This window comes from Fibrisoma limi BUZ 3, from assembly GCF_000296815.2.
Taxonomy (GTDB): Bacteria; Bacteroidota; Bacteroidia; order Cytophagales; family Spirosomataceae; genus Fibrisoma; species Fibrisoma limi.
Map to the genome: position 1 here is coordinate 158882 of NZ_CAIT01000010.1, position 26581 is coordinate 185462.

Sequence of the window (26581 nt, forward strand, 5' to 3'; positions counted from 1 at the left end):
ACGCTAATGACTACTGACGAACTTGACATTGCCACAAAGACAAATGTACCCGCTCGGAACGACGAGACGCCGGTGCAGTATGTCAATGAACTAACAACGCTTAACCTCGGGCCAACACACCCGGCAACGCACGGAATCTTCCAGAATATCCTGCAAATGGATGGGGAAAAAATCGTGTCGGGCGAGCAGACAATCGGATACATTCACCGGGCGTTTGAGAAGATTGCTGAGCGTAGACCCTTCTACCAAATTACGACGCTGACCGACCGGATGAACTATTGTTCGTCACCCATCAACAACATGGGCTGGCACATGACGGTCGAGAAGTTGCTTGGTATCGAGGTGCCTAAGCGGGCGCAGTACATCCGGGTTATTATGATGGAGTTGGCCCGTATTGCCGATCACCTCATCTGTAACGGTATTTTAGGGGTAGATACGGGTGCCTTTACCGGTTTCCTGTATCTGTTCGAAGAACGTGAGAATATCTACGAAATCTACGAGGAGGTTTGCGGTGCCCGCCTGACGACAAATATGGGTCGAATTGGTGGTATGGAACGTGATCTGTCGCCGACCGCTATTCGGAAGATCAAGGAGTTTTTGGTCCGCTACCCTAAGGTGCTGCGTGAATTCGAAAACCTCTTCAATCGTAACCGGATCTTTATGGACCGGACCGTTGACGTAGGAGGAATTTCTGCCGAGCGAGCTTTAAGTTACGGCTTTACTGGTCCAAACCTCCGGGCGGCTGGCGTTGACTACGATGTCCGGGTAATGAATCCATATTCGTCTTATCAGGACTTCGAATTCGACATCCCGGTTGGTCAGAGTGGTGATACCTACGACCGCTTTATGGTCCGTAATGAAGAAATGTGGCAAAGCTTACGTATCATCGAGCAGGCCATCAACAATTTACCTGAAGGTCCTTACTACGCTGATGCTCCGCAATACTACTTGCCGCCGAAGCAGGAGGTATATAAGAACATGGAAGCACTCATTTATCACTTCAAGATTGTGATGGGTGAGATCGATGCACCGGTAGGAGAGGTTTATCACGCTGTTGAAGGTGGGAATGGTGAACTTGGTTTCTATCTGATCAGCGATGGTGGCCGTGCTCCGTATCGCCTGCACTTCCGTCGGCCATGCTTCATTTATTATCAGGCGTTCCCCGAAATGTGCGTCGGGTCTACCTTATCGGATGCTATTGTGACCATGAGTAGCCTGAACGTAATTGCGGGTGAGTTGGACGCTTAATCAGACCTGCCGAAACCTATGACGACCGAATCGAATAATTCCGTACAATTTACTCCGGACCGGCTGGCTAAGGCGCAGGAAATCATTGCCCGCTATCCGGAAGGAAAACAAAAATCAGCTTTACTACCTCTATTGCATTTGTTGCAGGAGCAGGAAGGCTGGACCAGCACCGAGGGCATGGATTACATTGCCCGAATGCTGAATATTCAACCAATCGAAGTGTATGAAGTGGCTACATTCTACACGATGTACCATATCAAACCGGTTGGTAAGCATGTCATCGAATACTGCCGCACCGGCCCTTGCTGCCTGATGGGTGGCGAGGAGGTATACGCTCACCTGAAACAGCGGCTTGGCATTGATACCGGACAGACAACGGTAGATGGTCGCTTCACGTTAAAAGAAGTCGAGTGTTTGGCCGCTTGCGGTATGGGCCCCGTTTTCCAGATTCGGGAAAAGTATTACATGAACTTGACCAATGAGCGCGTAGATGAGATTATTGACGAGCTGTCTAAGTAATCCAGACATTAACCTATGGCTACCAAGATATTAACCGAGCATATCAACGTCCCTGGTATTGAGACGTTCGATGTTTACCGGAAGCAGGGCGGCTACACGGCCGTTGAAAAGGCGTTCAAGACCATGACGCCCGAGGAAGTGGTCGAAGAAGTAAAGAAGTCAGGTGTCCGGGGCCGCGGTGGCGCTGGCTTCCCGATGGGCATGAAGTGGAGCTTCCTGGCTAAGCCTGAAGGCGTTCCCCGATACCTGGTCTGCAACGCCGACGAGTCGGAGCCGGGAACGTTTAAAGACCACTACCTTATGAAGACTATTCCCCATCTGCTGATCGAAGGCATGATTATTTCTTCGTATGCGTTGGGAGCCAACAAGTCGTTTATATATGTTCGGGGGGAGTTGATGTATGTCATCCACATCCTCGAAAAAGCCATTGCAGAGGCAAAAGCTAAAGGATTTTTAGGTAAGAATATCCTCGGCACCGGCTATGATCTTGAGCTGGTCGTCCAGCCAGGAGGAGGAGCCTACATCTGTGGCGAAGAAACTGCCTTACTTGAGTCACTCGAAGGTAAACGCGGGAACCCGCGTAACAAGCCGCCATTCCCGGCTGTGAAAGGCTTATACCAGTGCCCCACGGTTGTCAACAACGTAGAGTCAATCGCTACTACGTCGTGGATCGTTAATCATGGCGGTGAAGCGTATGCCGCTATCGGAATTGGACGTAGTACAGGTACGAAGCTGATCTCAGCATCCGGGCATATCAACAAGCCAGGTGTATATGAAATCGAATTGGGCGTTCCGGTCGAAGATTTCATTTATGCCGATGAGTGGTGCGGTGGTATTCGGCCGGGCCATAAACTGAAGGCTGTAGTTGCAGGTGGTTCATCCGTACCCATCTTGCCGGCAAACCTGATTCTGAATCTGGCCAACGGTGAAAAGCGCCTGATGACGTATGAATCGTTGTCAGATGGTGGATTTCAGACCGGTACCATGCTTGGCTCAGGTGGCTTTATTGTGATGGACGAAACAAGTTGTATCGTTCGGAATACGTGGAATTTCGCCAGATTCTACCATCACGAGTCATGCGGTCAGTGTAGCCCGTGCCGCGAAGGAACCGGTTGGATGGAGAAGGTATTGCACCGAATCGAGTATGGCCACGGTCATCGTCAGGACATTGACCTGCTGGTAGACGTAGCCAAGAAGATTGAGGGAAATACCATCTGCCCGCTTGGTGATGCGGCTGCGTGGCCGGTGGCCAGTGCCATCCGTCACTTCCGCGACGAGTTCGAGTGGCATATTACGAACCCACAGGAAGCAACTCAACCGGGTGCAGTGTACCGGGGTGAGATGGCGTTAGTATAATTCAGATATCGACAATGGAAGATAATAAGCCGCAACTGTTCAAAGTCACCGTTGACGGAATTGAAGTCGAGGTGGAGCCAGGAACAACCATTCTGCAGGCCGCTCGTAAGATCGGCCCGGAGGTGGCCCCACCGGCGATGTGTTATTACCAGCCGCTAAAAGGGAGTGGAGGTAAGTGCCGCGCCTGTCTGGTTCGGGTCGCGGCCGGGTCTGCAAAAGATCCCCGTCCAATGCCCAAACTGGTGGCGTCATGTATTACGCCGGTGCAGGATGGCATGGTGGTCGAAAACACGACTAACCAGCAGGTAATTGATGCCCGTAATGGTATTGTAGAATTTCTGCTCATTAATCACCCGCTCGATTGCCCGGTTTGCGATCAGGCCGGTGAGTGTGATTTGCAAAACTTCGCATTCGATCACGGAAAAGCAACCACCCGTTACGAAGAAGACCGCCGGACGTTCGAGAAACACGATATTGGTCCATACATCCAGTTGCACATGACGCGTTGCATCCTCTGCTACCGTTGTGTGTACACGGCTGATCAGATCACCAATAAGCGCGTTCATGGCGTTCTGGGGCGCGGAGATGCCGCCGAAATTGGTACTTACATCGAGAAAGCCATTGATAATGACTTCTCAGGCAACGTAATTGATGTTTGCCCGGTCGGTGCGTTGACGGACAAAACATATCGGTTTAAGAACCGCGTATGGTTTACAAAGCCAGTGGATGCGCACCGCGATTGCCCTACCTGCTCAGGTAAGGTGACACTGTGGTATCGGGGCGAGGAGGTGATTCGCGTAACGGCCCGCAAAAACGAGTGGAATGAGGTAACTGAGTTCATCTGTAACACCTGCCGCTTCGATCAAAAGAAAACGAGCGACTGGGTTATCGAAGGACCGACCAAAATCTCACGTAGTTCTGTCATTTCAGCTAACAAGTACCGGGCTGATACGATCAAGCCGGATTTTGGTAAGCGATTGGCGGCAGCTACGTACAAACCGATTGACGATAAACGTGATACGTCGCAACTTGACATTCAACAGTTGCCACCGGAGCGTTTTGCCAAAACATTACCGTCTGCATTAGACAAAGAACCTTAGTTTCATCGTAAAAATGGATTTAACCGTATTACTCGTCAAAGGGCTGATTATCCTGGTTATTTTCGGGATAACCCTGCTGATTGCGACGTATTCGACCTACGCTGAGCGGAAAGTGGCGGGTTTTCTGCAGGATCGTCTTGGGCCAAACCGGGCGGGTCCGTTTGGTTTGTTGCAGCCTATTGCCGATGCCGGTAAGATGTTCTTCAAGGAAGATTTTATTCCGGCTCAGGCCAGCAAATGGCTCTTTATTCTCGGGCCATGTCTGGCTATGCTGACCGCCCTTATGTCGAGCGCCGTCATTCCGTTCGGAGATAGCATTAGGTTTGGAGAGTACACAATTCCGATGCAGGCCATCGAAATTAACATCGGGGTACTGTATATTTTCGGAGTGGTATCGCTGGGTGTATATGGTATAATGGTTGGTGGCTGGGCCTCAAACAATAAGTTTTCCTTGTTGGGAGCTATCCGGGCTGCGTCGCAGAACATCAGTTATGAAATTGCGTTAGGCCTGTCACTGATCGCTATTCTGATGATGACGGGTTCGTTGTCATTAAGAGCCATTGTTGAAGAACAGGCTACGTTCTTTGAATGGAATGTTTTCACACAGCCGCTGGGCTTTATTATCTTCCTGACCTGTGCATTCGCGGAATGTAACCGGACGCCGTTCGACTTACCGGAATGCGAAACAGAACTGGTTGGTGGCTATCACACCGAGTACAGTTCCATGAAACTGGGATTCTATCTGTTCGCTGAGTATATCAACATGTTTGTGTCATCAGCGTTCATTTCATCATTGTATTTTGGTGGTTACCATTATCCATTCATGAATGCGGTTCACGATGCGTTGACTGGTTCGATGGGTGAGATTACAGGGCACAACATCGCTACGGCTATCGGTACGGTCGTTTTCTTCGCCAAAATTTTCTTCTTCATCTTCTTTTTCATGTGGGTACGCTGGACAATCCCGCGGTTCCGGTATGATCAATTGATGAACCTGGGCTGGAAGACGTTGATTCCGCTTTCTATCCTTAACGTAGTTGTTACAGGAGCCGGTCTATTGTATGATATTAAGTACACGACCTGGCTGATTGTAGTCGTAATGGTCGTACTGGCCGTTATGTCCAGTGCCCGCGCCCCTAAGTCGCAGGCAGCCCCACAACGAGCTTAAACGTGTTCGGTCTACGGTTTCGGCAGGAGTAACTACCAAAAACCGTAGACCGTAAACCAATAGAACATGCAACTAACAAATCGGTCAAAACAGGTCAGCAACAAGGAGATGACATTGGCGGAGAAGATGTATCTTCCGTCAATTGCGCAGGGGCTGGCCATTACGATAAAGCACTTCTTCATGAAGAAGCCGACCATCCAGTACCCCGAAGTAAAACGGTATCTGGGGCCGGTTTTTCGTGGACATCACGTACTGAAACGCGACGAGCAGGGACGTGAACGCTGTACGGCCTGCGGGCTTTGCGCCGTTGCGTGCCCAGCCGAAGCTATTTCGATGATAGCGGCTGAGCGTAAGAAAGGCGAAGAGAACTTGTATCGGGAAGAAAAATACGCAGCCGTTTATGAAATCAATATGCTGCGCTGCATCTTCTGTGGACTGTGCGAAGAGGCTTGTCCAAAACAGGCCATTTACCTTCGTCACGACCGGATGGTTCCGGTTTTTCAGGAGCGCGACGGCATTGTATACGGCAAAGACAAATTAGTTGAGCGGATGGATGATCGGTATGTTCGTATGAACTCGGAAGTAAAAGCCACCCCAACGGAGCCAAGTCTAACCAAAGCCGCTACCTAGTAAGTCATAACCATTAGCCACCAGACAGGATACGTCGTTTGGTGGCTATCGTTTTTTCCACCATGAGCGAATTTCTAAATCAATTTAAGCAACTCACAGCAACAGGCTACCTCTTCTGGGTGCTGGCTATATTAGCCTTGTTAAGTGCCATCTGGGTCGTGACGGCGCGGAATCCTATTCATAGCGTGCTGGCATTGATTGCCACATTCTTCTGCCTATCCGGGCACTATATTTTGTTGAACGCTCAGTTTCTGGCGGCTGTCAATATTATCGTTTACGCTGGAGCGATCATGGTACTTTTTCTCTTCACCATCATGTTTCTGAACCTCAGAAAAGAAGACGAAGAGTCGAAGACAAACCTGACCAAGATGGCCGCCGTTGTGGTGGGCGGTTTGCTCATGGTAATGCTGATTACCATTTTCCGGGCCAAGAGCGCCCAGGTGCCGACATTCAATCCGGTATCGTTCGACTCACGTACGGGTTTAGTTGAAAATCTGGGCAACCTTCTGTACAGTGACTATATCCTGCCTTTTGAACTCGCTTCGGTGCTGTTTCTGGTAGCGATGGTAGGGGCCGTAATGTTAGGCCGACGCGAAGCAGGAGACCGCCATTTTTAATTGCTGCTTCTACAAATTATATCGTTTTTATATTGAAAAGCCGCTCTTTAAAAGAGTGGCTTTTTGTTTGTATTAAATTTGCCGTTAGGAGGTAGTATGCGTGCATAATAATTATTGGTATATTTGTAATTATTCCACTGCGTTTGTAGTTATAACAGTAGATCCCACTTAACCAGTAATCAACATTCATATGGATGCATACATTGTAGCCGGCTATCGTACTGCTGTAGGTAAAGCGCCCCGGGGTGGTCTCCGTTTTACCCGCCCTGATGATATGGCGGCTGAGGTAATTAAACACCTGGTCGGTCAGGTTCCAAACCTTGATCCTGCCCGGGTTGAGGACTTGATCGTGGGTAACGCTGTTCCGGAAGCTGAGCAAGGCATGCAGATTGCCCGTTACATTGCGCTGCTGTCGTTGCCGAATAGCGTACCGGGTATGACTATTAATCGCTACTGTGGCTCAGGGTTGGAAGCAATCGCCATTGCATCGGCAAAAATTCACGCTGGACTGGCCGACTGTATTATTGCGGGCGGTACTGAGTCTATGTCGCTGGTGCCGGTGATGGGTTGGAAAACGGCCTTGAACTATGAAATTGCCAAAACGCATCCGGATTACTACATCGGTATGGGCTTAACGGCCGAGCAGGTGGCTGAGCAGTTTAAAATCAGCCGGGATGCTCAGGATGAATTCGCCTATGAGTCTCATCAGAAGGCCCTGGCTGCTCAGGCTGCCGGTAAATTCGATGATGAGATTGTGCCTATCAAAGTAAACGAGACTTATTTTGATGCCGAAAGCGGCAAAAAGAAAACCCGCGAATGGACCGTAGCGAAAGATGAAGGACCGCGGGCTGATACGAATGCCGAAGCCCTTGCCCGTCTGAAGCCCGTGTTTGCGCAGGGAGGCTCAGTCACGGCCGGTAACTCATCGCAAACGTCTGATGGAGCCGCTTTTGTAATTGTGATGTCGGAGCGTATGGTTAACGAACTTGGCCTACAGCCAATCGCCCGGATGGTGTCCTATGCTTCGGCTGGCGTTGAACCACGAATCATGGGTATCGGACCGGTAGCGGCAATTCCGCTCGCATTGAAAAAAGCTGGCTTGCAACAGGATGATATTGAACTGATCGAATTGAACGAAGCGTTTGCGGCTCAGTCGCTGGCCGTTATTCAGGAACTCGGTCTCGATCGGAGTAAGATTAACCCGAACGGTGGAGCCATTGCACTTGGTCACGCACTGGGTTCAACTGGTGCCCGCTTGTCGGTTCAACTGCTGAATGAAATGCGTCGGCGCGATCAGAAATACGGTATGGTGTCCGCCTGTGTTGGCGGTGGACAAGGGGTCGCCGGCGTATTTGAAAGACTTCACTAATTCAACAAACTAGATCCGGAGCCGGGCAATTGCCCGGCTTTTTGTTTTGCTACCAGTCTCTAACCCAATGGAGCGATTTACATTTACAGTTGGACTTTTTTGACAAAATTTTTGTTATTAGTATGCTTGCATACTATTTGTTGAATTAGTTTATTTGTAGAAAAATAGTATGCAAGCATAACAAACAACCACAGTCTATGATTGCGACGCAACCCAAAGCCTCAATTAAAGGGGGCGAATTTCTGATAAAAGAGACGAGCGCCCAGCAGGTATTTATTCCTGAAGAATTTACGGAAGAACAACGGATGATTGCGGCCACCTGCCGCGAGTTTCTGGAGCGCGAAATCTGGCCGCGGTTAGACGAGATTGATAACGCTAAGTCGCCGGAGCTGATTTCTTCGTTGATGGACAAGGCCGGTGAACTCGGTTTGCTGGGTACATCTGTCCCAGCCGAATACGAAGGCTTCGGCATGAATTTTAATACGTCGATGCTGGTCGCTGAGGTTACGGGTGCTGGTCACTCATTCTCGGTGGCGCTGTCGGCTCATACTGGTATTGGTACACTGCCTATTGTTTACTACGGTAACGAAGAACAAAAAGCGAAGTATTTACCCAAGCTGGCCACCGGCGAATGGAAGGCTGCCTATTGCCTGACTGAGCCGGATTCTGGCTCGGATGCTAACTCAGGCAAGACTAAAGCTACGCTGAGCGAAGACGGTAAGTTTTACGTCCTGAACGGCCAGAAAATGTGGATTACCAACGGTGGCTTTGCTGACATCTACATCGTTTTTGCTAAAGTTGATGATGGCAGCGGGCAAGCGGACAAAAATCTGTCAGCGTTCATTGTTGAGCGTTCGTACGAAGGTATCACGATGAACGAGCCTGAACATAAGATGGGTATCAAGGGCTCTGATACGCGTCAGATCTTCTTTAATGACGTGAAAGTGCCGGTTGAGAACCTGCTGTCCGAGCGCGGCAACGGCTTCAAAATTGCCGTGAATATTCTCAATATTGGTCGGATTAAGCTGGGTGTAGCGGCCGTTGGTGGCTCCAAAGAAGTGATTAACAACGCGATCCGGTATGCCAACGAGCGCAAGCAGTTCAAAACCCCTATTTCGCAGTTTGGCGCAATCAAGCACAAACTGGCCGAAATGGCCGTCAAGGTCTATGCGTCAGAATCGGCTTCGTACCGGGCTGGTCAGAACATTGACGACCTGATCGAAGACCTGAAAGCACAAGGCATGGAAGATGGCGCTGCGAAGCTGAAAGCGCTGGAGCAGTTTGCCATCGAATGCGCTATTATGAAGGTACACGGCTCCGAAGCGCTGGACTACGTCGTGGATGAAGGGGTTCAGGTGTATGGCGGTATGGGTTACTCAGCCGATGCGCCGATGGACCGCAGCTACCGCGATGCACGTATCAACCGGATCTTTGAGGGTACGAACGAGATCAACCGAATGCTGGTGGTTGATATGCTGCTGAAGCGAGCTATGAAAGGCGAACTTGATCTGATGGGCCCTGCCATGGCAGTGGCGAAAGAGATTATGTCGATCCCTGATTTCAGCGTTGAGGAAGAAGAGGGGCTGTTCTTCGCCGAAAAGAAAGTTATCCGTAACCTTAAGAAGGCGGCCCTGATGGTAGCGGGGGCGGCTGTGCAGAAATTTATGATGAACCTGTCAGACGAGCAGGAAATCCTGATGAACATTGCCGATATGGTCATTGAGATCTACGCGGCTGAATCAGCGCTTCTGCGCGTGGAGAAACTAATCGGCATCAAAGGCGAAGAGGCTCTGACGTTGCAAAAACAACTGGCGCTGGTGTATCTGCACGAAGCCGTTGAAAAGGTCAACAATGCGGGCCGGGCAGCCATTACGTCGTTTGCCGAAGGTGATGAACTGCGCGGTATGCTAATGGGTCTGAAGCGGTTTACCAAAATTGAACCGATGAACCTGAAAGATGCTCGCCGTCAGATTGCAGACGCAATGGTGGCCGAGAACAAGTATATATTTTGACAATCAACAACGTAATACGGTAAAGCCGGTCTCGTTTCGGGACCGGCTTATTTGTTATCGCATTTCCATAAAACGATCAAACTCCTGCAAAGGACCGTCCATAACTTCTACGTGGTCAACCTGGGTACCTTCAGGGCCAGTTTTGCACCATTCCTGAAAAGTCTGAAGGGCTTCCTCTTCCCCCTCTACTTCAATTCGCAGTTCGCCGTTTGATTGGTTACGGGCTGTGCCGGTCAGCCCCAGTTTTTCGGCTCGTTGACGGGCGGCCTGCCGAAACAGGGTGCCTCCTAACTGACCGGATATTCGAATAATCAGGCTCTTTTTCATAGTCTGCTTTTTGAAAGCGTAAACCATAAAACAGGAGGGAGGTTTAGAGTTCCATTTAATGGATGGCTGGATACGCTTTCAGGAGCGTATGTTGGGAGGCTGTGTGTAAGTCTCTCCAGGCGCGATTAATCGCCGTAGACTCGTCGACTACTGCCATACCAAGATGAGGAAAAAGTTGCTGCGCACCGCTCACGGCGGCCATGGTTACTCCCCTGGATAAAGCACCTACTTTCTGGCTTAGGTCTTCAGACACAGTTTGGCCGGCTGCTGTCAGTGCCCAGGACGCATCCAGGGCTTCATAGAATGCGCTGGTACAAGCTTCCAACGTGCTTTTCTGCTGATCAATTTGCGCCTGGACGTACTGGTATCGCTCCGGTTTAGTGGCGGCCCAGGATGTTTTGGCCTGCTTCGCCAGTTGAGATGCTTCATCGAGGAAGTGTCGTCCGATGCCAATACAAACGGCTGCAAAAGACGCTTCGGCAAATGGTAAGAAGGGGTAGGAAAAGATAGGCCCAAACCCAGCGATCGGTGGACGAGACAGGTCAAACACTAATTTATCCGGTACGAACGCATCCGCTACGATTATCGTATGACTATTCGTCGCTTTTAGTCCGAAGGCATTCCAGTCCGGGAGGATTGTTACCTGCTCCGGCCGGAACGTGAACGCCCGAATGGAGTTGGGCTGTTGTCCGGTTTCATCCGCAATACGGCAGCTAGCGGTAAATAAAGTAGCATACACTGAACCACTGCAATACGTCCAGCGGCCGGTTACCAGATATCCGTTCTCTACCCGGCGGGCTGTGCCGGTCGGATGACCGCTACCGGCTACTACGGCTTCGGTAGGGCTGAACAACTGGTTGGCAATCGCAGACTCGTAGAATGCTGAAAAGTAACCTCCACCGGCTCCAATGCTGGTCAGCCAACCAAAGCTACCGTCAATGTACGCGGCTTCCTCGAACAAACGTATTGCGTCCGGAAGCGGCATCAGTAAACCTCCCAATTGCTCAGGAACAAAGAGTTTGAACAGCCCAAGTTTTGTCATCGCCTGCTGCACTTCGGCAGATGGCGTACCGGTTCGTTCAGCGTTGAGGGACTGGTTGCGGACAAGCGTTACTAGTTCAGGATTGAAGAAGGGCATACTATGATTAGGCTGGAAAGCCCAAAAATAAGGTGATTCCTTCATAACCCTGCTGACACAAGGTTGTCACTATGGCTGCTGACCTTTGCTGTGATTATTCACCAAGCCACCAACAAGTCATGACAACCCAACAACAAATCGCTAATGATGCCCTGTTCATCAAAGAGGTTGACTCGTTTACAGGTCTTTGTTTCACCACCCGGGCTACGTTACCGCAGCTTAGCCGGTATTACAAGGCAGTCGCTGAAGATTTGTACACCGAAGCGGCTCGCCTTTCACTCGACATCAACGGACCAATTCAATGGATTTATACCGATGTCAACGGTGACCCAACCAATGAATTTCAACTGGAGATTGTCCTGCCTATCCGCCAGTCTGGGGCTGAGCCAAGGGGGTTTACGTATCGTACATTTGAGCCGTTCCGTTGTTTGTCTTATACGCATACAGGCGACTGGAGCGAACTTATGGGGATTTATGATGCGCTCTTTCCTGCTTTATACGGGATGGGGTATCAGAATGATGGCCGCGTTCGTGAGATATATGCTGTTATTGATTTCGAAAAGCCGACGAATAACGTAACAGAGATCCAAATTCACCTGGTCTAACGCAGAGCGCATCGAAAGGAAGATAGATTGACGTTCGACGAAACGTTTCGAAAAGCTGCGTGGCAGTAGACAACAACGTAGTACGACTTTGGGAAAGTACAGGCCAACGATTCGCCTGTACTTTTTGTATGTAAATAGCCTTCAGCAGATTTTGTAGTTTTACACGTCTTCTACACGTTTGTAAACCCAATTATGAAAAACAACACAGGCTTTTCGCGCCGAGACTTCCTGCAGCGCTTGTCGGCGCTCAGCGCTGGGGTATCGTCATTACCACTGGCTGGTTATGCCGGAACGGAATTGTACCAGGGGGAATACGGTCGTATACAGTCGCTGGTCAACAATTCGACCGGCCTGGGTCAGCCGGGTCGTAAACTCGGGATTGCACTGGTTGGTTTGGGCAGTTACAGCACACACCGACTGGCACCCGCCCTCCAGCAGACGCAGTATTGCCGACTGGCCGGTGTCGTAACGGGTACCCCTTCCAAGGCAACCGAGTGGATGCAGAAATACAACATTCCGAAGGAAAACGTTTACGATTACAAAACCTTCGACCGGATCGCCGACAACAAGGATATTGATGTCGTTTATGTTGTACTACCTAATTCCATGCACGCTGAGTACGTCATTCGGGCTGCAAAGGCAGGTAAGCACGTGATCTGCGAAAAACCGATGGCTATTATGCCAAAGGAATGTCAGGATATGATTGATGCCTGCAAAAAGGCAAACCGGCAACTGGCTGTTGGCTACCGGCTGCACTATGAGCCATTCACTAAAGAGGTGATGCGCCTGGGCCAGGAGAAAGTGTTTGGCCCGGTTAAGTTCATGGAGAGTAGTGATGCCTTCCGGATTGGTGATCCAACTCAGTGGCGCATGAAAAAGGCTATGGCCGGCGGTGGACCGCTTATGGACGTAGGAATTTATGCCGTGCAGGGGGCTCGCTACGTGACGGGTGAAGAACCAATCTCCGTAACGGCGCAGTTTTCGCCGAAGACCGAGCCGGAAAAATTCAAGGAAGTAGAAGAGACACTGTTCTGGCAGTTCCAGTTTCCGAGCGGAGCGGTTTGTAACTCAACGACCAGCTACACCGCCGGGGTAGAGCGCCTGTATGCGTCCTGCCAGAATGGCTGGTTTGAATTGTCGCCGGCTTTTGGCTATGGCCCTTTAAAAGGACGTACCAGTAAAGGTCCTATCGACCAACCCGTAGTTAACCATCAGGCTGTGCACATGGATGGCGTCTGTAAAGATTTAATTGACGGTAAGCAGCTTCCTAATCACATCACCGGCGAAGAAGGCCTCCGCGACGTTCGGCTATTGCAGGCTATCTACCGGGCTGCTGAGACCGGCCGGAAGATTGAATTGAAGTCATAAACGCAGTGAAGGCAACAAGGTCTGACGGGGTGCGTCATGTTCTAACCGGTCAGACGTACCGTCAGACCTTGTTGCCTTCAATTTTCTCGTCCTACATTTGACGTTGGAGTCCCTTAGCCCAGTCGGCAAGTAAGGCAGCTTCTTCCGGTTTAAGAACGGCATCGTGGTGAATCCAGAGGTAAGAATTGAGGGGCATCCACCCATCCGTAACGGCTTCGCTTACCTCTTCAAGTTTGTGCTTCGCTTTTTTGGAAGGATACGACGCAAACTCAGAGAAGTTCAATTCCTCTTTTCCTTCTTTAATATGATGATTGAGCCACCACGAAACGGGCTGAATGTTATCATACCAGGGGTAGGTCGTATTGTTTGAATGGCAGTCATAACAGGACCGTTTCAGGACCGTCTGGACATTAGCTGGCACTGCATAGTTGGTCGTAATGTCGTTGGGCGATGGCGCGGCCGACTGATTTCGTTCCGAGCGAATAAACTGAATCGCAACCAGAATGACGACGAGACCGATTAGTATGTTCCGAAGCATTGGGCGTACGAGTAGTCGTTTATAGCTAATGTACTACTTATAGCGACCAACTAATACTCAGGTTCATGGTTTATTGTTCGCCAACGCCCTGCATCAGCGACCTGGCTTTGCGGATATTCTCGTTGGCGCGATCTGTCTCAATCAATCCATCCCGTAGCCGAATAATGCGGTGCGCATACTCGGCAATGTCTTCTTCGTGCGTCACCATAATCACTGTGTTCCCCTTGCTATGAATCTGGTCGAACAAGTCCATAATTTCGTACGACGTTTTCGTATCAAGGTTACCTGTCGGTTCGTCGGCCAGCAGAATACTGGGGTCGTTGACCAAGGCCCGTGCCACGGCCACGCGCTGTCGCTGACCACCCGATAATTCGTTGGGGCGGTGGCCGGCCCGATTATCGAGTCCGACATTTTTCAGCGCCAGCATGGCTTTTTCGGTACGGTCGGCTTTGTTGAAACCTGCATATATCAACGGCAGCGCTACGTTCTCGAGCGATGTCTGGCGCGGCAGCAGATTGAACGTCTGGAAAACAAAGCCAATTTCCTTGTTGCGTACTTCGGCCAGTTCGTTCTCGCTCATGTTACTGACGTCCTGACCGTTTAAGACGTACCGACCCGATGTAGGCGTATCCAGACAGCCCACAATGTTCATCAGCGTTGATTTGCCCGATCCCGACGGCCCCATGAAGGCGACATACTCCCCTTTTTTGACCGCAATCGTAATTGACTTGAGCGCTTCAATCACTTCGCTGCCCATTACGTATCGTTTGGCAATGTCTTGTGTTTCAATGATGTTCATGGTCTGCCAATGAAGTTACCAACCAATGTATTTAGGCGGAGTAATGCCCTTTAGTCGTAGATAAACAATGAGTTGTGCGCGATGATGAGTCAGATGGTCCTGCATCAGGTTTATGATCTGCCGCTTGGTTTTGGGCCCTGCAAAAAAGGTTACCTTTTGATCAAGTTCGGCGTCAGGAAGCTGTTCAATCGCTGTCTGGGCGTAGTGAAGCGATTGCTCCAGTACGGGTATAATAGCAGCTTTCGGCTGACTGGTTCGTTGCGGTAAGGATTTATAATCGAATGGTGACGTTTGCTTGGTCAAGTATGTTGAACTCAACCAGAGCATATTAGACGCGGAATGGAGTAGTTGTTCCGTAAAACTCATTTCCTCGGCGACCGGCTTAAAGGAATAACTGGAATCAGGCATGAGCTTGGCTACATCAAGCGTATACGTACCGGCGTTTTTCCACTTCTCGATCATTTCGCTCTTATAAGACGCTGGCTGAGCTTGCAGCGGCAAAACCCACACAAACAGAATGAGCGTTACCCATAATCTAATCTTCATAGAGCGTAGTAGCATCACGGATTACCAAAGCTACATCATTGCAGGAACTTATTACGATCATTTTGTAACAACGCGAGTTTTTCCTGATATGTCGCCAGAAAAGCCTGATAATCGGCCGGAGATGTCGCCAATTCAAGCTGTAACAGGCCATCGTCGGCGTAATCGACCAGGTTCTGGGCCAGGCAAAGCAGGATGTACGTTTTGAGCAACGCCGGATTGTCTTCGTTGTATGGCAGCGCGGCCAGAATGGCCTGATACGCAGGCACGATTTGTTTGCGCTGCTGTCGGAACTGTGCGACGGCCGTAACAACCCGGGCGTTGAGAGGAGCCAGCCGCAGGGCCTCGTCGAATGCCTGTTTTGCCTGTTCACTCTGCCCGTTCCGAGCATACACTTGCCCGAGTAACATCTGCCGCTCAGCCTCATGCTGAGGCAGAAAGAATTTACCGGCCATCTCCTGCGCAGCTTTTAGCTTGTTTCGGAACACGGCGATGCGCAACGCCGACAGATTTTCAACCGAGAGCGGATACGCTTTCAACTGGTTGGGCTTGGCCATCTGACTCAGTATCATCTGGGCGTAGAACGGCTGCCGCGTTGCCAGGTACTGATCTAAAAGGCTTACGCCAGCTACCGTGCGCAGATTCGGGTCTTTGATTGTCTCCCAAATGGCACCCCGATTAGCATCGTCGGGTCGGTAGCTAACGTATATCGCTTTTTCGAGATCGGATTCTGGTCGTTTGATGTCATACAAAGCCTGCTTGATACCGGCCACGTCGTTGTCGTTAACGGAAGCCGCTTCCCAGGCCGGTTGGGCATCCGCCAATTTACCGGCTTTGGTCAGGGCAACGGCGCGGTAGTAAATCGAGACCGTATCGCTATTCAATTCAAACGTTTCGGCCGCTTTGCGATACAAGCCCTGTTCGAGCAGCCATAGACCCGTAATGGAGCGGTAGGCTGGACCACTACGGACGTTGCCTTCGGCCAACTGGCTCATCAGGCTGAACGCGTCGGGGTGGTTATGGCGGTTGTATTCTGCCACGGCGCGGGCCAGCAGCAGATCATCCGCAAAATCCTGGTTTACCGGGTCTAGCGACCGGCGCTGCAACGTAGCGGTTAGGGTTGTATCGGGTCGTGGGTTCGCCAGAGCGTAATTATACAGGCTTGCAAACCGGCCCACGCTTAATCCCTCCGACGGTTGATTGGCCAGCCAATGAGGCTGCTCGGGCTGTGTAGTATCAGTTTCAACAACCAGTCGGGCAGCCAGTGCATTGGCCTGAAAAGACTCATACGATGAATTAACCGCTGGTTTTGCCAACTCCGGATTAGCCAATAAAACCTTGGGATTGCGGGCATAAAGAGCCAGCAGATTTGACTGTGGAACTTCGTCCCGGTCGGCGTTTTTCGTGGCAGCTTCCAAATAGTAGTACGCTGAGTCGGCTACGCTGGTCCGGCCGTACAGATACCCCAGATTATTCTGCAATTCACCACTGGCCGGAAAGGTTTTGAGACCCCGCTGGAGCGCTTTAACCGACTCGAAAAATAGATTGGTCTGTAGGTACGTATGGCTAAGTCCGGCATACGCCTGCGGACTCGGCCGTTTAAGCAACGCCTGCTGGAAGAAAAAAGCAGCCGCCGTCTGATCCCCCTGGGTCAGAGCCAGCGAAGCCAGCGAGTAATTAGTCTTATGGTTCTGAAACTCCTGTTCACGGGCCAGTTGATAGAAGGCTTCGGCTGAATTAAATTCATTGGTAGCGACATACAGGTCACCCAAAGCATTGTAATAACCCGCAATCCCCTGCCGAATGGTGATCAGCCCGCCCGAAGCCAGCAGCACGATGGTACCAAAAACACCCAGAATACGGAACAAGCTCAGTTCGAGCTTGGGCGGCTTGAACATGACGCGATAAACGGGCAAGTGTTGTCGGTACATCTCCCGAAAATTGATCCAGATGTAAATGACAAACGCCAGCCCCATAGCCAGATGGGTGTATACAATGGCATCTTCAAAAAGTTCGATCAACGGGTCGTTGGCCGTAGCAAATACGTAGCCGATCGTGAGCGTAGTGAGCAGAGCCAGGCCGACGTACAGAAAGCCGCCCGAATCCTGGAACGATACAACCTCCTGTTGCTGCACCAGCCGCCGTATGCCCCAGATACCCAGCACGACCGACAGCAGATAGAGCAGAAACGGACTGACAGACAGAATGTCGAGATCAATCGATTTGGTATTGCGAAGCCAGATCAATACCAGATTAATGAGATACAGAAAGCTGATAAACAAGAAGTTGTTGAGCCCCAGTGGTCGGCGACTGGTTACTTGAGGAGTGTTGGTTTCCTGCCGTCCGGTGGATGTTAGCCAAACCAGGGCGGCAACGATCTCGAACGCGATGAAAAAAATAAAACCAGCACTGCCGACCAATAGTACGGGTAGTCCGTAGTTAACCAGCGTCATGGCCGGCAGCGATACGGGAGATAACGTGCCAATAACTAACGTAACACCAGCCATAAGGCCCGCAAATACGCCGACTCGTATGGGGAAACGCAGATCCGGCCGAAACGCGTGGAAATAGTAACTCACAGATCCGAAGAGGAAGGTAAGCAGCATAAACAAATACTGCCCGCCAAGACCTGGTACTTCAAGCATCTCCCATCGGAAGAAGGCCAGCCCTGCAATTACGAGTCCCATGCCAATTAGATACCGGATACGGTCCAGGCGAGTCAGCGCACCCAGAATGAGCGCAAATGCCGAGCAGATACCAATGAAGAAAATGGTTGCAATAAGGGGGCGAACCTGCATGGCCGACGCAACGAATTGTTCAGAAACGGCATACGCTTTACCGCTCACAGCGTAGTCGAGGAGGCCGTCGGTAAACGTATGCAACGTAATTGGCACCTCATTTAATTCGCTCAGGACGTCCCAGCGAATTACATTGCCTAAGCCCTGCCACCAGGTAAACAGGAAAGCCAGTAAGCTGGCCAGTAATAGACTAAGACTCACTATGTACAGGACCCGATATGGCCGGCTCCAGTCTTTCCAGAAATTCAGTGATAACATATGGTTTTCAACCGCAGACTGCTTCTGTTAGCAACGCAAACCGAGGGGGCAATAGTGTCTTTTTATCACAATTGAGAGAATTCATGCAAAAAGCTGGTTATGACTGATGGGTCAAAGGGAAGTTGCTGGCAAGACCAGTATCTATATTTTGTACAAATCGTAAAAAATAGGCGTCTGGACGCATCTTACTAAAAAAACCTTATTTACAAACCATTTCGCCCCAAGCATTACACAAAATGATAGAATCGTGGCTTGAAGTTGCGCGGTTTTTCTCCTAATTTTGCAGTCCCAAATAGTGGGTAACTTCTTTTTAAGCTATATCATACACAAATGATTACTGAAACGGCAGTCAATACGGGTAAGATTACGCAGGTAATCGGTCCGGTTGTGGACGTGAGTTTTGAGAGCGAAGGCTCGCGGCTCCCGGCCATCCTGGACGCCCTTGAAGTAACTAAAGCCAACGGCCAGAAGGTAATTCTGGAATGCCAGCAGCACCTTGGCGAAGACCGTGTGCGGACCATCGCCATGGATTCGACGGAAGGTCTGCAGCGCGGAATGGACGTCGTTGACCTCGGTACGCAGATTACCATGCCGACTGGCGAAGGAATCCGTGGCCGTCTGTTCAATGTCGTTGGTGACGCCATCGACGGTATTCCTCAGCCTAAAAGCTCTGGTGGTCTGCCGATTCACCGGGCAGCTCCTCGCTTCGAGGATCTGGCTACCTCAACCGAAGTTTTATTCACAGGTATCAAGGTAATTGACCTGCTTGAGCCGTATGCAAAAGGCGGTAAAATTGGTCTCTTTGGTGGTGCCGGTGTGGGTAAGACGGTATTGATCCAGGAACTGATTAACAACATTGCCAAAGCATACTCGGGTCTGTCGGTGTTTGCGGGCGTGGGCGAGCGGACCCGTGAAGGGAATGACCTGCTCCGCGAAATGATCGAAGCCGGTATCATCAAATATGGTGAGGGCTTCAAGCACTCCATGGAAGAAGGCGGCTGGGACCTGTCAAAAGTTGACCCTGAGCAACTGAAAGAAAGCCAGGCTACCTTTATCTTCGGTCAGATGAACGAACCCCCCGGAGCCCGCGCTCGGGTGGCACTGTCGGGTCTGACGATTGCTGAGCACTTCCGCGATGGCGACGGTACCGGCCAGGGACGCGACATTCTGTTCTTCATTGATAACATCTTCCGCTTTACCCAGGCTGGTTCGGAAGTATCCGCTCTGTTGGGCCGGATGCCGTCGGCCGTAGGGTATCAGCCGACGCTGGCTACCGAGATGGGTGCCATGCAGGAGCGGATTACCTCAACGAAGCGGGGGTCTATCACATCCGTACAGGCCGTATACGTACCGGCCGATGACTTGACTGACCCAGCTCCGGCAACGACGTTTGCCCACCTGGATGCTACTACGGTATTGAGCCGGAAAATCTCCGAGCTGGGTATTTATCCGGCCGTGGACCCGCTCGACTCCACATCGCGGATTCTGACGGCTGAGATTCTGGGCGATGAGCACTACAACACGGCTCAGCGCGTAAAAGAAATTCTGCAACGCTACAAAGAATTGCAGGACATTATCGCCATCCTCGGTCTGGAAGAATTATCAGAAGATGATAAACTGGTCGTTGCCCGTGCTCGCCGGGTACAGCGCTTCCTGTCGCAGCCGTTCTTCGTGGCTGAGCAGTTTACCGGTCTGAAAGGTGTACTGGTGCCCATCGAAGAAACCATCCGTGGCTTCAACGAAATCATCGATGGTAAGCACGACCACCTGCCGGAATCTGCCTTCAACCTGGTAGGTACGATCGACGACGCCGTTGCAAAAGGTGAGCGTCTGTTAAAAGAAGCCGGCCGATAAACGAGTTTGTAGTTTGTGGGTATGGTCACGAGACAATTACCATAAACTACAAACCACAAACTACCTACTGAAATGCAGTTAGAAATCATCACCCCCGACCGGAAGGTATTTACTGGAGAAGCTACCTCTGTGACGTTTCCGGGTAGCGAAGGGCAGTTTCAGGTTCTGAATGATCATGCTCCCATGGTGAGTACACTGGCTCGCGGGCCGGTTGTCATTCTGTCGGCTGCTGGTCAGCAGTCGTTTACTGTTGATGGCGGAGTTGTTGAGATACTACGTAATAAGGTGCTGGTGTTAGCCGAAGCTGTTATTGCCTAACCAGATTACCTACTCTGTTAGTAAAAAGAGCGGAACAATGCGTTTCGCTCTTTTTAGTTTAAGCCAAAATGAATTTAATAGGTAATCAGTGGTGACAATTTGCTGAAGAGGACGGTCCATTGCCGTAATTTGTAGTATTCATTGCAACAATGGGTTACTAATTGAATAGTCCATGATGTCATCTGCTCAACCCGGTGCTTTCCCAAGTCAGTTATTTCAGCATATTGTCGATGACAGTCGAGTCGGTGTAGTTATTCTGGAGGCAATACGTAACGAGCAGGGAGAGTTCCAGGATTTTATCTTTTCATATATCAATCCAGCAGGTGCCGCTATACTAGGCCACCCAGCGGACGCGCTTAGTGGGCAATCGTATCAAAGTTCTTTTTCTCAAGCTATAAACAGCGATCTGCTATCAGCTTACCAACAGGTGCTGGAGACGGGTGAGGCATTACGAATACCAGAAGTACACTACGCAGCAAACGGAGCGAAGAGATGGTTTGATCTGGGCATTACCCGCTACGGGGAAGCCGTTGTGGTAACCTTCACGGATATTTTCACTACTAAACAGGTAGGGGAGTCCGACCGTCAAAATCGGTTCATGGATGGCGTTTTTAACGTAACAAATGAAGCCATTTATGTATTGGAGGCCATTCGTGAAAATGGACCAGGGCCGACAAATCCAGGCTCAATCGTCGATTTTCGGTACCAGCGTATAAACCAGGCGTTCGAGCGTATGTTTGGTAGCCGGGCAGACGTAATCATTGGTCAGAACTATTTGAAGTTATTTCCCACAGTTAAAACATCAGGGCTTTTTGACAGATTCTGTGCTGTTGTTGAAACTGGTCAACCGTTTCAGCAGGAAGTTTTTTACGATGGAGAAGGCATTTGTGGCTGGTATGAACTCACCGTCGTTAAACTGGATGACGGAGTTGTTGGGACCACCCGCGATATTACCATACGTAAACAGGCGCAACTGGACAATCAGAAACAGGCGGCCTTTCGAAACCAGATATTACAGATTTCATCCAGTGGTGTCATTGCTTACCAGGCCATACGTAATCCGGAAGGCGTTATTACGGACTTCCGGACAGTTTTTTTCAATCAGGCCTACGAGCAGATTTTTAACGAATCAGCCGAGCGTATTGCTAATTTAACCTTCAAACAACGGTTTGTTGACTTGGCCAGTGTCGAGTTGTTCAACTTCTACATTAACATTACCGAAACCGGGGAGGCCTTCAGGCGTGATCGGTACTATCCGCATCTGGGTAAATGGTTAAACTTAGCAGGTACCCATCTTGAAGATGGATTTTTAATCATAGTCAACGACATTACGGACCTGAAGCGCGCTACCGAACAGCTTCAGACGGTTATTGATCAGGCACATACCGGAATCATTATGATTCGGCCGCTGAGGGTAGTGAATAGTGATCAAATTGAAGATTTTACAATTTCACTAGTAAATCGCTCACAGGCTGAGTACCTGGGTCTAACGCCTGGGGAACTGGTTGGTCAGCTAGCCAGTAAGCACTTCACAACGTATAAGGCGAACGGTCTTTTTGACCGGTACCGCCAAGTAATTGAAACCGGAGAGCCTCAGCACTTTGAACACCATTATGAAGGCGACGGTATTGATGTTTGGGTCGACATACAGGCTATTCCCTTAAACGGCGAGGTTTTAATTACGTTCTGGGATCATACCGCCATGAAATCGCTCCAGCGCCAATTGGAAACCAAAGTGCTGGAGCTATCAAAAGCTAACGAGAATTTACAGCAGTTTGCCTACGCAGCCTCCCATGATTTGCAGGAGCCACTCCGCAAAGTGCAATCCTTTTGCGATGTGATCGTAGAACAGTACGGTCCCCAGGTCGGTGAAAACGGTCGCGATATGATGCGACGGATGCAGGGAGCCGCCGGTCGTATGCAGGTATTAATCCGGGATCTGCTGGCCTACTCACGAACGGCAACGCATCAGCAGGCACTTGAGCCGATAGATCTGAACTCGCTGGTAACTAACGTATTGAGTGATCTGGACGTAGTTATACAGGAAACGGGCGCACAAATACGAATTGAGGCACTACCGATTGTGCCGGGTGATAGGTTACAATTAGGTCAATTAGTGCAGAACTTCTTATCAAATGCGCTCAAGTTCAGGCGACTGGACGAAACGCCTGTTATTGAAGTAGGCGCTAAAGAAGCCTCGTTGGGTGTCCTGCCTGAACCGCTGAGACTAAAGGGCGGGCGATACGTGGCGCTGACAATTCGTGATAATGGGATCGGCTTTGACACTCGGTACGAAGATCGGATTTTCGGTCTCTTCCAACGGCTCCATGGCCGAAGCCAGTATGAAGGCTCGGGCATCGGCCTGGCCATCTGCAAACGCGTTGCCGAAAATCACGGCGGCACAATCACCGTTGAAAGTAAAATCGGAGAAGGAACAGAGTTCACCGTGTATCTGCCGATGTGACGGCGTAGCAAGTTTTCCTAGAAATTATATAAAAAAGAAGCCTGGTAAGTCATCGCCAGGCTTTGTTGTTCAGTCGGGATGGCGGGATTCGAACGGCAGCGGCCGACCGTCCACGACCCCTGGCACCCCAGACAAGTACACTACCAGATTGGTAAAGAAAAAGCCTGACGAGTCATCGCCAGGCTTTGTTGTTCAGTCGGGATGGCGGGATTCGAACCCACGACCCCTTGCACCCCATACAAGTACACTACCGGACTGTGCTACATCCCGAACAAGTGGGTGCAAAAATAAGGGAGGAAGGGGAGAAAAGGAAGAGAGGAGGAGAGGATTTTTACGAAATCCCTTTCCTCCTCTCTTTTTCAACCTGTTGGTCCTGTCCTTTTAATCATTCCGGCCACTGCCTTGTACCGCCGGTGCCTGCTGACCACCGGCCCGACGTTGTTGCTGCATCGGGTTTTGCCCTTGTGGAGCGTATTGCCGCTGCTTGAACAATTGGAAACGAGACGGCTGCGACTGACGCGGGAATGAGTTATTCTCCGAATCAATGTCGGCAATCTCCTGGAAGGGGTCTAGCGTCCATTGCTTTACTTTTTTGCTGGTAGCAATGACCTTCTTGATGCTGACATCATTAAAACGCCAGATCTCGGCCGGGAAACGGGCTATAGAATCGGTGCCGTCTTCAAACTCCATTCGGATGATAACCGGCATCGGCACACCACCTTTGTTCTTCAGCGAGATGGTATAAAAGTTCTTGCCCGCGTTTTCCTGCAAGGCCCGGCGCTCGTCTTCAGTCAACGTAGCGAGGTAATCCTGGTATTTTTTGCGGTCCGAGTCGGTTACGGCATACGGGTCGTAGCTGTTGTAAAAATCCCGCATGCTTGAATCCTGAGCGACAACCGTCTGACCTTTGTTCTCGGCGTCGCGCATCTTACTCATGGTCTTCATCCGGCGCTCGTAGTCAGAGCGGGCGTTTGCTTTAGAAATCGTTGGGTCCTGCGAGTCAATCTGGAACCACTCAACTTCTGCCAAATCCTGATCGACCGGCTCAACACCGTAGAACCAGCCTTTCCAGAACCAGTCAAGATCGACACCCGATGCGTCTTCCAGGGTCCGGAAGAAGTCGGCTGGTTCTGGGCTTTTGAACGCCCAGCGACGTGCGTACTCCTTAAACGCATAGTCGAACAGTTCACGGCCCATTACCGTCTCACGGAGAATATTCAGCGCTGTAGCGGGCTTGGCATAAGCATTCGGCCCAAGGCTAATGACGTTATCCGATGAGGTCATAATCGGCGACAATACCGACTTATCCGACTTCATATAATCGACGATGTACTGCGGCTCGCCCCGGCGGCTTGGGAAATTATAATCCCATTCTTTCTCAGCCAGATACTGGCAGAACGTATTGAGACCTTCGTCCATCCAGGTCCATTGCCGTTCGTCGGAGTTAACGATCATCGGGAAGAAGTTATGGCCGACCTCATGGATGATAACCCCAATCATACCGGCTTTTACCTGCTCCGAATACGTACCGTCTGCTTCCGGACGACCACCGTTGAACGAGATCATCGGGTATTCCATGCCGCCACCAGGTGTAGCGTGGCACGAAATCGCTACGGGGTACGGGTATTTGATAGTCCGGTTTCCGTATGATTTCAGTGTGTGCTCAACAACGCGCGTTGAATACTGGCCCCACAGCGGATTGCCTTCTTTGGAATAGAATGACATGCTCCAGATTTTGCGGCCATCGCCGTACACATCCGTTTGCATAGCATCCCAGATAAACTTGCGGCTGCTGGCAAAGGCAAAGTCACGTACGTTGTCGGCTTTGTAAACCCACGTCTTTTTGCCCTTCACATCGGCGGGCTTAGCTTTCTCGGCAGCCTCGGCTTCAGCCTGCGTGACGATGACGACCGGCGATTTTGAATTAGCGGCCTGCGCCATACGCTTCTGCTGCGTAGCCGACAGCACCTGCTTGTAGTTCAGGCACTCGCCCGTCGATCCAACAACGTGGTCGCTTGGCACAGTGATCGCTACTTTATAGTTGCCGAAAATCAGCGTGAATTCGCCCTGTCCCAGGAACTGCTTGTTCTGCCAGCCGTTAACGTCGTTGTAGGCGCACAAACGCGGGAACCAGTGGGCAATGAAGTAGTTTGAGTTGCCATCTTTCGGGAAGAACTCGTATCCGCTCCGGCCGTAGTACTCGGTAACAAAGTAATTCCAGTCAACACCGAACGAATAGCTCTGGCCGGGCTTCAGGGGTGTCGGCAGGTCAATCCGCATCATTGTCTGGTTGATGGTGTACTTCAGGGGCTGGTTCGACTTAGCGTCTTTAACGGCCGTGATGGTGTAGCCGTATTTATCGCTGGCCTGCTGCTGGCTGCGCTCCCGAACCGACGTCAGGTTTTGCAGGGCACCAAAGCTCATACCGTTTTCATTAATGCTGCCGGTACGGGTAATGCTGCCTGTAGATCCTTTTGCGAACAGGTTCTGGTCGAGCTGAAGCCAGATAAACCGAAGTTCGTCGGGCGAGTAGTTGTGGTACGTAACGACTTCCGTACCAATAATTTTCCGGTTGGCGTCGTCGAGTTCAACTTTGATGTCGTAGTCGGCGCGGTTCTGGAAGTAGTCGCGGCCTGGTGCACCCGCGGCTGTGCGGAAGGTATTCGGCGTCGGCAGCATGGGACCCAGCTGCTCAAAGCGCGTGTTGGCGTTGTAGTTGGATTGCTGGGGTGTTTGCGCCCAGGCACAACTTATTGCCAGCACCGCACCCAATAGCGAAAGTGATCGTCTCATCGAGGGGTTAATTAGCAAATAATCTTTGGTAAAAATACAAAACTAATGGTTATGACGTTTGCGGGTACATGGGGTTGATACGAAAAAATTTACCCCGAAATGAGCTCGTTGTTAATAATTAACGACAGGGCCATCCCGGCCACAATGCCGGAAACGATCAGCACCCAGTCGCGTCGGCGAAGGTTCAGGATTTCCAGAGCTACATAGGCAATGAGAAGAACAGCACTGACAATCAGTAATTGACCCAGCTCCAGGCCAATGTTAAATGCCAGCAAGGGCTGAACAATGTCGGCTTCGCGGCCCAACAGGCTCCGGAGGTAATTTGAAAAGCCCATACCGTGAATGAGACCAAAGAGAAGGGCTAGGCCGTATCGTGCCCGGGATTGGCTGGTTACTGGTCGATCGAAGAGCCGGCTTTTGGGCTCCTGGACGAAGAAATTAGCAACGGCCGTTATGAGGATGGTGATCGGAATCAGTAACTCAATAACATCCGTTCGGTAGTTGATGAGACGCAACGTAGCGAGTGCTAACGTGATGGAATGTCCGATGGTGAAAGCCGTCACCAGAATCAGGACCTGTCGCCATTGGCGAAGCGTATAAACGGCACAGAGAGCAACGACGAACAGAATATGATCGTAACCACTTGGATCGGTGATGTGATCAAAGCCCAGGCGCAGATAAATGAAGAAGTCGTTCATGACGTTTTGCGTTGTCCGTAAGGAAAGGGCATATCGAGCATCTGGTTGCCTCGTGCCCGCT

21 protein-coding genes, 1 tRNA gene and 1 pseudogene are annotated in these 26581 nt (G+C 50.7%); 14 read left to right on the forward strand and 9 right to left on the reverse strand.

What is annotated here, in order from left to right:
* The first annotated feature begins 6 nt into the window (after positions 1-6).
* The 9 genes from nuoD (at position 7) to BN8_RS28790 (ending at position 10019) form a co-directional block, all read left to right on the forward strand.
* The gene (gene nuoD, locus BN8_RS28750) at positions 7-1248 is read left to right on the forward strand and encodes an NADH dehydrogenase (quinone) subunit D (RefSeq protein WP_009285468.1); all 1242 of its coding nucleotides are present in this window, start codon (positions 7-9) and stop codon (positions 1246-1248) included.
* Between the two features lie 18 nt (positions 1249-1266).
* Positions 1267-1767 (forward strand): NADH-quinone oxidoreductase subunit NuoE, encoded by a 501-nt coding sequence (nuoE, locus tag BN8_RS28755; RefSeq protein ID WP_009285469.1) that lies wholly within the window; start codon positions 1267-1269, stop codon positions 1765-1767.
* 15 nt (positions 1768-1782) lie between these two features.
* Positions 1783-3123 (forward strand): NADH-quinone oxidoreductase subunit NuoF, encoded by a 1341-nt coding sequence (nuoF, locus tag BN8_RS28760; RefSeq protein ID WP_009285470.1) that lies wholly within the window; start codon positions 1783-1785, stop codon positions 3121-3123.
* A 14-nt stretch (positions 3124-3137) separates the two neighbouring features.
* A complete protein-coding gene (locus BN8_RS28765) occupies positions 3138-4223 on the forward strand; it encodes an NADH-quinone oxidoreductase subunit G (protein WP_009285471.1) in 1086 nt (361 codons plus the stop codon).
* 13 nt (positions 4224-4236) lie between these two features.
* Positions 4237-5391: an NADH-quinone oxidoreductase subunit NuoH gene (nuoH, locus tag BN8_RS28770; protein ID WP_009285472.1), complete on the forward strand. Its 1155-nt coding sequence runs from the start codon at positions 4237-4239 to the stop codon at positions 5389-5391.
* A 66-nt stretch (positions 5392-5457) separates the two neighbouring features.
* On the forward strand, positions 5458-6021 hold the full coding sequence (locus BN8_RS28775) for a NuoI/complex I 23 kDa subunit family protein (RefSeq protein WP_009285473.1): 564 nt from the start codon (positions 5458-5460) through the stop codon (positions 6019-6021).
* Positions 6022-6083: 62 nt separating this feature from the next.
* Positions 6084-6638 (forward strand): NADH-quinone oxidoreductase subunit J family protein, encoded by a 555-nt coding sequence (locus BN8_RS28780; protein ID WP_009285474.1) that lies wholly within the window; start codon positions 6084-6086, stop codon positions 6636-6638.
* 190 nt (positions 6639-6828) lie between these two features.
* Positions 6829-8007, forward strand: coding sequence for an acetyl-CoA C-acyltransferase (locus BN8_RS28785; RefSeq protein WP_009285475.1), 1179 nt, complete (start codon positions 6829-6831; stop codon positions 8005-8007).
* A gap of 197 nt (positions 8008-8204) precedes the next feature.
* The gene (locus BN8_RS28790) at positions 8205-10019 is read left to right on the forward strand and encodes an acyl-CoA dehydrogenase FadE (RefSeq protein WP_009285476.1); all 1815 of its coding nucleotides are present in this window, start codon (positions 8205-8207) and stop codon (positions 10017-10019) included.
* Between the two features lie 54 nt (positions 10020-10073).
* On the opposite strand, the gene BN8_RS28795 is transcribed toward BN8_RS28790, so the two are convergent.
* Both BN8_RS28795 and BN8_RS28800 read right to left on the reverse strand, forming a co-directional pair.
* Positions 10074-10373: an acylphosphatase gene (locus tag BN8_RS28795; protein ID WP_009285477.1), complete on the reverse strand. Its 300-nt coding sequence runs from the start codon at positions 10371-10373 to the stop codon at positions 10074-10076.
* A 28-nt stretch (positions 10374-10401) separates the two neighbouring features.
* On the reverse strand, positions 10402-11484 hold the full coding sequence (locus BN8_RS28800) for an acyl-CoA dehydrogenase family protein (protein ID WP_040007109.1): 1083 nt from the start codon (positions 11482-11484) through the stop codon (positions 10402-10404).
* Between the two features lie 119 nt (positions 11485-11603).
* On the opposite strand from BN8_RS28800, the gene BN8_RS28805 reads away from it, so the two are divergent.
* Both BN8_RS28805 and BN8_RS28810 read left to right on the forward strand, forming a co-directional pair.
* Positions 11604-12089, forward strand: coding sequence for a GyrI-like domain-containing protein (locus tag BN8_RS28805; RefSeq protein WP_040007110.1), 486 nt, complete (start codon positions 11604-11606; stop codon positions 12087-12089).
* A 192-nt stretch (positions 12090-12281) separates the two neighbouring features.
* The gene (locus tag BN8_RS28810; RefSeq protein WP_009285480.1) at positions 12282-13457 is read left to right on the forward strand and encodes a Gfo/Idh/MocA family protein; all 1176 of its coding nucleotides are present in this window, start codon (positions 12282-12284) and stop codon (positions 13455-13457) included.
* Between the two features lie 91 nt (positions 13458-13548).
* Here the strand turns inward: BN8_RS28810 and BN8_RS28815 are convergent, their stop codons facing one another.
* From BN8_RS28815 to BN8_RS28830, 4 genes are all read right to left on the reverse strand, one after another.
* Positions 13549-13995 carry a heme-binding domain-containing protein gene (locus BN8_RS28815; RefSeq protein WP_009285481.1) on the reverse strand — a complete coding sequence of 149 codons (447 nt, stop codon included), beginning with the start codon at positions 13993-13995 and terminating at the stop codon, positions 13549-13551.
* A gap of 70 nt (positions 13996-14065) precedes the next feature.
* Positions 14066-14794, reverse strand: a complete 729-nt coding sequence (locus tag BN8_RS28820; RefSeq protein WP_009285482.1) for an ABC transporter ATP-binding protein — start codon at positions 14792-14794, stop codon at positions 14066-14068.
* Positions 14795-14809: 15 nt separating this feature from the next.
* Positions 14810-15340, reverse strand: a complete 531-nt coding sequence (locus tag BN8_RS28825) for a DinB family protein (RefSeq protein ID WP_040007010.1) — start codon at positions 15338-15340, stop codon at positions 14810-14812.
* Between the two features lie 35 nt (positions 15341-15375).
* Positions 15376-18393 carry a tetratricopeptide repeat protein gene (locus tag BN8_RS28830; protein ID WP_009285484.1) on the reverse strand — a complete coding sequence of 1006 codons (3018 nt, stop codon included), beginning with the start codon at positions 18391-18393 and terminating at the stop codon, positions 15376-15378.
* A 330-nt stretch (positions 18394-18723) separates the two neighbouring features.
* Between BN8_RS28830 and atpD the strand changes: the two genes are divergently transcribed.
* The 3 genes from atpD to BN8_RS28845 all read left to right on the forward strand — a co-directional run bounded on the left by atpD (position 18724) and on the right by BN8_RS28845 (position 23029).
* Positions 18724-20247 (forward strand): F0F1 ATP synthase subunit beta, encoded by a 1524-nt coding sequence (atpD, locus tag BN8_RS28835; RefSeq protein WP_009285485.1) that lies wholly within the window; start codon positions 18724-18726, stop codon positions 20245-20247.
* Between the two features lie 72 nt (positions 20248-20319).
* Positions 20320-20565: an ATP synthase F1 subunit epsilon gene (gene atpC, locus BN8_RS28840; RefSeq protein ID WP_009285486.1), complete on the forward strand. Its 246-nt coding sequence runs from the start codon at positions 20320-20322 to the stop codon at positions 20563-20565.
* Between the two features lie 172 nt (positions 20566-20737).
* Positions 20738-23029 carry a PAS domain-containing sensor histidine kinase gene (locus tag BN8_RS28845; protein WP_009285487.1) on the forward strand — a complete coding sequence of 764 codons (2292 nt, stop codon included), beginning with the start codon at positions 20738-20740 and terminating at the stop codon, positions 23027-23029.
* A gap of 196 nt (positions 23030-23225) precedes the next feature.
* On the opposite strand, the gene BN8_RS28850 is transcribed toward BN8_RS28845, so the two are convergent.
* From BN8_RS28850 to BN8_RS28860, 3 genes and pseudogenes are all read right to left on the reverse strand, one after another.
* Positions 23226-23299, reverse strand: a tRNA-Pro gene (locus BN8_RS28850).
* 111 nt (positions 23300-23410) lie between these two features.
* Complete coding sequence (locus BN8_RS28855) at positions 23411-25822, reverse strand: M1 family metallopeptidase (protein ID WP_009285488.1); 2412 nt, start codon at positions 25820-25822, stop codon at positions 23411-23413.
* Between the two features lie 89 nt (positions 25823-25911).
* Positions 25912-26523, reverse strand: a pseudogene (locus BN8_RS28860) (HupE/UreJ family protein); the annotation flags it as partial.
* Between the last annotated feature and the right edge of the window lie 58 nt (positions 26524-26581).